This is a genomic window from Vibrio fujianensis (genome assembly GCF_002749895.1).
In the GTDB taxonomy this organism is placed as follows: domain Bacteria; phylum Pseudomonadota; class Gammaproteobacteria; order Enterobacterales; family Vibrionaceae; genus Vibrio; species Vibrio fujianensis.
Genome location: NZ_NBUS01000042.1, coordinates 198,130 through 204,101, shown reverse-complemented (window position 1 = coordinate 204,101; position 5,972 = coordinate 198,130). Strand labels below are relative to the sequence as shown.

The following is a 5,972-nucleotide window of genomic DNA, read 5'->3' as shown; positions in this document are numbered from 1 at the left end:
AACTGGTGGGAGATGAGTCTTGTCAACTCGAGCCACTAGCAAAATTAGGTTTTAATATAGAGGTAACGAATGAGCCAAGAATTTAATGTTGCCATTTTCGGCGCAACAGGTGCCGTGGGTGAAACGATGTTGGAAGTTCTGCAAGAACGCCAGTTCCCAGTCGGTGAGTTATTTTTACTGGCCAGTGAGCGCAGTGAAGGGAAAGCCTACCGTTTCAACGGCAAGACCGTTTGCGTACAGAATGTTGAGGAATTTGATTGGTCACAGGCCCACATTGCTTTATTTTCTGCCGGTGGCGCGTTATCTGAACGCTGGGCACCGATTGCCGCAGAAGCTGGCGTAGTAGTGATTGATAACTCTTCACAATTTCGTTATGACTACGACATCCCACTGGTTGTTCCTGAAGTCAACCCTCAGGCTATTGCAGAGTTTCGTAATCGAAATATTATTGCTAATCCGAACTGCTCAACCATCCAAATGTTGGTGGCTTTAAAACCCATTTATGATGCTGTCGGGATTGAACGGATCAATGTCACTACATATCAGTCGGTTTCTGGTGCAGGTAAAGCGGGTATTGATGAATTAGCCGGGCAAACGGCTAAGCTACTCAATGGTATTCCGGCGGAGCCGCAAACCTTTAGTCAACAAATAGCCTTTAACTGTATTCCACAAATTGATCAATTTATGGATAACGGCTATACGAAAGAAGAAATGAAGATGGTATGGGAGACCCAAAAAATCTTCAATGATCCTTCGTTAATGGTTAATCCCACTTGCGTACGTGTCCCGGTTTTTTATGGACATGCAGAAGCGGTACATATTGAAACCCGTGATCCGATTGATGCCGAACAAGTGATTGCATTATTAGATCAAATGGATGGAATTGATGTTTTTCAAGGTGAAGAGTATCCAACCCAAGTACGTGATGCTGGTGGCAAAGATAGCGTACTTGTGGGGCGTATTCGCAATGATATTAGCCATCATAGTGGTATCAATTTATGGGTTGTGGCAGATAACGTACGTAAAGGCGCAGCAACCAATGCGGTACAAATTGCAGAAGTTTTGATTCGAGATTACTTTTAGCTTAACGTCTTGGGTTAACGAGTAATAAAAAAACCACCATGCGGTGGTTTTTTTATGTAATTACTTGACTTTGTGAGCGTCAGGATCGGTTTTACAGTTCCCGTCAGCACATTTACCGTACAGATACAGACTGTGATTGGTTAATTTAACATTGTATCGAGCGGCAATTTCTTTTTGGCGCTGTTCGATGACATCGTCTGAAAACTCAATCACTTCACCACAATCGAGACAGACTAAATGATCATGGTGATGTTGCGTTGAGAGCTCAAAGACGGATTTGCCCCCTTCAAAGTGGTGGCGAGTAACAATGCCTGCATCATCAAATTGGTTTAAAACTCGATAAACGGTGGCAAGGCCGATCTCTTCACCGAGATCAATCAGCTTTTTGTACAGCTCTTCAGCACTAATATGTTGGCACTCAGGCTGCTGTAATACTTCTAAAATTTTTAGCCGTGGAAGGGTTACTTTAAGACCAGCATCCTTTAGCGCTTGGTTATTGTCTGACATATACTTTCCCGTTGATGATCTGCCGTCGTAAACAGACGTCAATGTTGTCTCACATTATAGGTCACCCAGTCAAAACAATAAACCACGAAGTTCAAAGGGTTACTGTCTTTATGTATAAAGTCGTGTTAAATCACGGTGAAATCTTATCTGACCAGTTACAATTGTGCAACATCAACTGCGTTATACTTCTCAACCTCATGGCCATGCGATTCATCATTGCTGAGGTATTGAGATCAATTAGAGTCTAAGGCACGGATAGCATGAATAAAACACTGGAAATATTGTATAAACCTAATATTGTGAAGTGGGCACTAAATAGTTGGCCTCCTTTTTGGGGGGCAGGGATAAAAATTGAATCACTCAGTGATGATTTTCGTGAAGCCAAATTACGCTTAAAGCTACGTTGGTGGAATAAAAATGCCAACCGTTCTCAATATGGAGGAAGTATTTTTTCTCTCACTGATCCTGTTTACTCTTTAATGTTGATGGGGATTTTGGGAAAGCAATATTATGTTTGGGATAAAGAGGCGAGCATTAATTTTATCAAGCCAGGCCAAAGTGATCTTTATGCTGAGTTTTTGATTTCTCAGGCCCAACTCGATGATATATTGGCCGTGACGGCTAATGGTGATAAATGCTTTCCTGAATTTATTATCCATGTCAAAGACCAAGAAGGAACGGTAGTTTCAGAAGTTCACCGTAAACTTTATGTTCGCAAAAAGCCGAAATATCGAACTGATGACTCATTACCTTTATGATCATGGCTGGTTAATCTTTTTTATCCAGACGGAGGTTCGATGTGCTTTGATACTGCTTACATAGCTCGATCCATGCCTCTGCAGTTCGAGAAATGTATCGTTCGGCGTGCCAAATGACACAGAGTCGCCAATCAATCGTTGGGGTAATCGGTCGCACTAGCACACCATCGCTCTGTATTCTCTGACAAAGTGGTTCAGGTAAAAATGCGACTCCAATACCATTTTTGACCAGTGCCACCAAAAAGTCCCATTGGCTGCTACGCGCTGCGATTTGTGGTATGAATCCCTGTTGCTTGCATAGGCTCTGCACATAATCACTCAGTGTAAATTCTTGTGTATAAAGATAAAACGGTTCGTTTTTTAACATGCTCCAGTTAAGCTTTGGCATATCTTTCCAAGGTGAGCTATTGGGAAGTACCGCATAAATAGGATAATTATCCAGTACTAACGTATTGAGATTTTGTTCTGCATGCTGAGAAAGCATGGTAATAGCGACATCCAATTCGCCATCCAATACTGCTTGCTCTATTTTGCGTCCCCCGTACTCGACAATAGTCATTTCAACATTTGGATAGACTTGGCGGTACTGCCGAATCAGCCCTGCATAGAGATGCCCAACCATCGGGGGAATGCCCAATCGAAGTTGACCGCGTTGCAATTGGTTGAGATCTATCAGCTCAGCGTCTAACTGGGTCAACTGGGCAATAATTTCTCCTGCTCGCTGATAGACGATTTCTCCCGCCTCAGTTAACCAAAATCGTCGTCCTTCTCGATGAAGTAAAGGTTGTCCTACTTCTATTTCAAGACTACGAATCATCTTACTGATGGTCGGTTGTGTCACATACAGCTGTTCTGATGCTCGGGTAAAGCTTTGCTGGTTAACGAGTTCAACAAAGTAGCGCAGCGCTTTAATATCCATAATTATCGTGCTCGTTTAATTATTCCATTTTGGAATGATTTTTATAATAAAAAGTCATTTTATGCAGGTTTTGCACCTGATTATAATGTGATTAATTTCACAAAATAACGATTAATAACATGAAAAAAGTAGAAAATGGTTTATTGACGATTGGTCAAATTGTGGTACTAGCTTTGATATGGTTTATCGCCGATTACTTGGTTCAGCATTTTCATCTTCCTATCCCTGCTAATTTAACAGGTATGCTCTTATTATTGGTATTGGTGTTTAGCCGAGTTGTGAAGGTGGATTGGCTGCGGAGAGGGGCATCCTGGTTACTGGCAGAAATGTTGTTGTTTTTTGTACCGGCGGTTGTTGCTGTCGTCAATTATCAGCCACTTATGCGTGAACAAGGAGGGCGTATTATGCTGGTCTTAGTGATCAGTACCATTGTGGTGATTGCAACAACGGCTTGGATTGTCGATAAATTATATCGTTTCGAATTAAAATGGGCTCGACGTAAAAGTCATCAGGTAAGAGAGGTATAAGGTGTCGGTACATCTATCGTTACTAGGGGTTGCTTGTCTTCTTTTAACGCTGTTTTTTTATTATGGCAGCAAAATGCTTTATCAGCGTAAGCGTTCGATATTGCTAATGCCGCTCTTATTGGCTCCTGTACTCTTAGTCGCTGTTGTGATCGGGTTAGGTATTCCGTACCAAGCTTATATGGAAGAATCGCATTGGTTACTTTGGTTACTTGGCCCGGCAACGGTTGCTTTTGCTATTCCTGTTTATGACAATCGCAAACTGATTCGACGTCATTGGTTGTCATTATCCGTTGGGGTTTTGGTGTCGGTGATTGTTGCGGTGGGTAGTACCGTTTTACTTGCTCGTTGGTTTGAGTTGCCAGAATTATTACAGCGTAGCTTAGCGATGCGTTCAATTACCACCCCTTTTGCGGTGGAGGCGACGCGTTCTATCGGTGGACAAAGTGACTTAACGGCTTTGTTTGTTGTATTGACTGGAGTGATTGGTATGGCGGTAGGAGAAACTGTATTGGCGATCTTGTCGATTCGTTCGCGTTTTGGTAAAGGAGCCAGTTTAGGGGCCTCTGCTCACGGCGCTGGAACCGCTAAAGCGTATCAAATAGGCAATTCTGAAGGTGTGGTTTCGAGTGTAGTGATGATGATTGCTGGCATGGTGACGGTATTGATCGCCCCATTTTTAGGACAAATTTTGTGGTAGATTTTAGCGTTTATCTTAATCCGAGACAAAAATAAGCCCTCCGTTTATATCCTTCCTACTTAAATCCGCAGGGGTGTTGGCTACGTTCTTTCACCCCAATTACATAGCCTGTTGATGCTCATGGGGATGATGAGAGCCATTTGTGGCTCTCACCAAAGGTGAGCCTACGGCTGTTCAAATTTGTTCTAGACAAATTTGTCACTCACTTGCTGCCTACCTGCAACTCTAAGTCGTTTGGATTTAGAGGACTTATTTTTTAGTTTTCCAGTTCAGTTAGTCTTCCAGTTCAGAAAGACACATTTCTTCATAAACTTGATTTACCCAAGTGGTGACACGCTGTTCGGTCAGCTCTGGCTGGCGATCTTCATCAATACATAAACCAACAAAGTGGTTATCATCCACTAAGGCTTTTGACGCTTCAAACTCATAGCCTTCGGTTGGCCAATGGCCTACGATGGTTGCGCCTTTGGCTTCGACGATGTCACGGACAGTCCCCATCGCATCACAGAAGTATTCGGCATAATCTTCTTGATCACCACATCCAAAAATAGCTACCAACTTAGTAGAGAAATCAATGGCTTCTAACTCAGGGAAAAAATCATCCCAGTCACATTGAGCTTCACCGTAATACCAAGTAGGAATGCCAAGCAGTAGCAGGTCGAAGTTATCAATATCTTCTTTACTACTTTTAGCAATATCTTGGACGTGGACCAGTTTTTTACCGAGTTGTTTTTGAATCATTTTTGCAATAGCTTCGGTGTTACCTGTATCGCTACCAAAAAAGATACCTACACTTGCCATAGAGTCTTTACCTTTACATTGTTATCGGTTGATGGGGAATGATGCTAGGTCATTAGCCCAGCCCTGTGCCTTCCCAACTGAGTTGAATTAGGCCTTTGGCAATAAAACCCGCGCAACCTAAAAATAGCACCAGCCATACGATACGACGGCCAAATGGCGGAACATTGCCTTGTTTTAAGACGTCTTTTATTGCCATTCCAATAAAGAAAAAAATAGACGCAAAAAGCAGATCAAGCCCAATAGATTCGAGCATGTTCATATAGTCGTAAAGCATGGTTATCCTTTATACCAATTTATTACTTGCGCGAACTATACCACTGTTATTAGCCAAAGTTAATCAGCCCATGATGTTTGAATTACCCCTTATTTTATACGGATTTTTAAGTTAAACGATGAATTTTCGAATAGCCCGCAGTACTTCGATCGGTTTTTCAGCATGTAACCAATGTCCGGTCTTGGCAATCACATGCGCTTTCGCGTTATAAAACTGTTGCTGAATGGCGGTTTGATGCTCTGCGGTTAAATAATTTGAGTCGGCTCCTTTAATAAAGAGCGCTGGTGTCTTATTTTTTGCAATAGGCTCCCAACCGAGGATATTTTCGTAGTTGGCTTTAATGGCATCCAGATTAAAGCGCCAAAGCATTACACTGTCTTGGTTGATGAGTGATTTCGCCAAAAAT

General features: G+C 42.3%; 10 protein-coding genes. 5 read left to right on the top strand and 5 right to left on the bottom strand.

Going from position 1 to position 5,972, the window contains the following annotated elements:
• On the top strand, positions 1-86 hold an 86-nt coding region (locus tag B7C60_RS20000; protein ID WP_281251699.1), incomplete at its 5' end, for a hypothetical protein.
• Entirely contained in the window at positions 70-1,083 is a 1,014-nt protein-coding gene (locus B7C60_RS09840; protein ID WP_099611502.1) for an aspartate-semialdehyde dehydrogenase, read from the top strand. The genes B7C60_RS20000 and B7C60_RS09840, both read left to right, overlap by 17 nt.
• Positions 1,084-1,143: 60 nt before the next feature.
• On the opposite strand, the gene fcrX is transcribed toward B7C60_RS09840, so the two are convergent.
• Positions 1,144-1,590, bottom strand: a complete 447-nt coding sequence (gene fcrX / locus B7C60_RS09835; RefSeq protein WP_099611501.1) for a ferric iron uptake transcriptional regulator FcrX — start codon at positions 1,588-1,590, stop codon at positions 1,144-1,146.
• 260 nt (positions 1,591-1,850) lie between these two features.
• Here fcrX and B7C60_RS09830 point away from each other — a divergent pair, with 260 nt between their 5' ends.
• Positions 1,851-2,348, top strand: coding sequence for a DUF4442 domain-containing protein (locus B7C60_RS09830; RefSeq protein WP_099611500.1), 498 nt, complete (start codon positions 1,851-1,853; stop codon positions 2,346-2,348).
• Between the two features lie 10 nt (positions 2,349-2,358).
• Here B7C60_RS09830 and B7C60_RS09825 read toward each other — a convergent pair whose 3' ends face one another.
• Entirely contained in the window at positions 2,359-3,267 is a 909-nt protein-coding gene (locus B7C60_RS09825; protein ID WP_099611499.1) for a LysR family transcriptional regulator, read from the bottom strand.
• Between the two features lie 119 nt (positions 3,268-3,386).
• Between B7C60_RS09825 and B7C60_RS09820 the strand changes: the two genes are divergently transcribed.
• Together B7C60_RS09820 and B7C60_RS09815 are read left to right on the top strand one after the other, a co-directional pair.
• The gene (locus tag B7C60_RS09820) at positions 3,387-3,794 is read left to right on the top strand and encodes a CidA/LrgA family protein (RefSeq protein ID WP_161427634.1); all 408 of its coding nucleotides are present in this window, start codon (positions 3,387-3,389) and stop codon (positions 3,792-3,794) included.
• Position 3,795: 1 nt separating this feature from the next.
• Positions 3,796-4,491, top strand: a complete 696-nt coding sequence (locus tag B7C60_RS09815) for an LrgB family protein (protein ID WP_099611498.1) — start codon at positions 3,796-3,798, stop codon at positions 4,489-4,491.
• Between the two features lie 273 nt (positions 4,492-4,764).
• Here the strand turns inward: B7C60_RS09815 and fldA are convergent, their stop codons facing one another.
• The 3 genes from fldA to B7C60_RS18825 form a co-directional block, all read right to left on the bottom strand.
• The gene (gene fldA, locus B7C60_RS09810; RefSeq protein ID WP_099611497.1) at positions 4,765-5,292 is read right to left on the bottom strand and encodes a flavodoxin FldA; all 528 of its coding nucleotides are present in this window, start codon (positions 5,290-5,292) and stop codon (positions 4,765-4,767) included.
• A gap of 52 nt (positions 5,293-5,344) precedes the next feature.
• Positions 5,345-5,566 (bottom strand): DUF2788 domain-containing protein, encoded by a 222-nt coding sequence (locus tag B7C60_RS09805; RefSeq protein ID WP_099611496.1) that lies wholly within the window; start codon positions 5,564-5,566, stop codon positions 5,345-5,347.
• A 111-nt stretch (positions 5,567-5,677) separates the two neighbouring features.
• The coding region (locus B7C60_RS18825) for an alpha/beta fold hydrolase (RefSeq protein WP_483887758.1) at positions 5,678-5,972 on the bottom strand (295 nt) is incomplete at its 5' end.

Coding starts and splice junctions, on each gene's coding strand:
- B7C60_RS09820 (WP_161427634.1), top strand. CDS start 3,387: ATGAAAAAAGTAGAAAATGGTTTATTGACGATTGGTCAAATTGTGGTA.
- B7C60_RS09825 (WP_099611499.1), bottom strand. CDS start 3,267: ATGGATATTAAAGCGCTGCGCTACTTTGTTGAACTCGTTAACCAGCAA.
- B7C60_RS09830 (WP_099611500.1), top strand. CDS start 1,851: ATGAATAAAACACTGGAAATATTGTATAAACCTAATATTGTGAAGTGG.
- fldA (WP_099611497.1), bottom strand. CDS start 5,292: ATGGCAAGTGTAGGTATCTTTTTTGGTAGCGATACAGGTAACACCGAA.
- fcrX (WP_099611501.1), bottom strand. CDS start 1,590: ATGTCAGACAATAACCAAGCGCTAAAGGATGCTGGTCTTAAAGTAACC.
- B7C60_RS09840 (WP_099611502.1), top strand. CDS start 70: ATGAGCCAAGAATTTAATGTTGCCATTTTCGGCGCAACAGGTGCCGTG.
- B7C60_RS09805 (WP_099611496.1), bottom strand. CDS start 5,566: ATGCTTTACGACTATATGAACATGCTCGAATCTATTGGGCTTGATCTG.